The following is a 781-nucleotide window of genomic DNA, read 5'->3' as shown; positions in this document are numbered from 1 at the left end:
GAGCAACCCGGCGCAGACGCCGGTCACCGTCACCCTGTCCAACGGCCAGACCATCACCATCAAGGCCGGCGAAACCACGGGCACCGTGGACTTCCAGACCCCGGCCAATGATGTCTTCGTCAATGGCAGCACCGTCAGCACGACCATCACAGGCGCAAGCGGCGGCAACTTCGAGAAGCTGACGCTCAACACCGCACCTGTCGAAACCCAGATCAAGGACAGTATCGACACCGTGATGATCAGCATCGCGGGCAATGGCGATGTAACCGAGGCTCAACAGCCGTCCTTCACCGTCAAGGTCAGCCAGAAGCTGGACCACGACCTGACCGTCACCTTGAGCAATGGTGACAAAGTAGTCATCAAGGCTGGCGAGACCGAGGTCGAATACAAGCTCGACGCCCAGGGCGACGACGTGTTCACCGATCCGGGCCAGGTCTCCCTGGGCGTAACCGACGCCAGCGTTGATGGCAAGCAGTTCGAAGATCTGCAATTGGGCGGTAAGGCGGTCGTCAATATCACCGACACCGTCAGCGAAGTAACCGCCACGTTGTCTGTGGATAAATCTTCTGTCGCTGAAGGTGGTGAAATTACTTACACCGTCACGCTGAGCAACGGCCAGAAATTGCCAGTCACTGGTCACGGCGGCCTGGTGTTCAAGCTGACCGATGGCACCGAAGTCACTATTCCGGCTGGCAGCGCCAGCGGCTCCGTTACCGTTAAAGCCCCGGATGATGTGTTCACCGGCGGCCAACCGACCATTACCAACAAGCTTGAATCGGTA

1 protein-coding gene is annotated in these 781 nt (G+C 58.8%); it reads left to right on the top strand.

Translation table 11 applies throughout. From position 1 onward, the window contains the following. The coding region (locus ACNFG0_RS22825) for an immunoglobulin-like domain-containing protein (protein ID WP_416766524.1) at nt 1–781 on the top strand (781 nt) is incomplete at both ends.

It is taken from the genome of Pseudomonas sp. NY15372, assembly GCF_048068215.1.
Lineage (GTDB): Bacteria > Pseudomonadota > Gammaproteobacteria > Pseudomonadales > Pseudomonadaceae > Aquipseudomonas > Aquipseudomonas guariconensis_A.
This window is presented reverse-complemented; position numbering and strand designations above follow the sequence as displayed.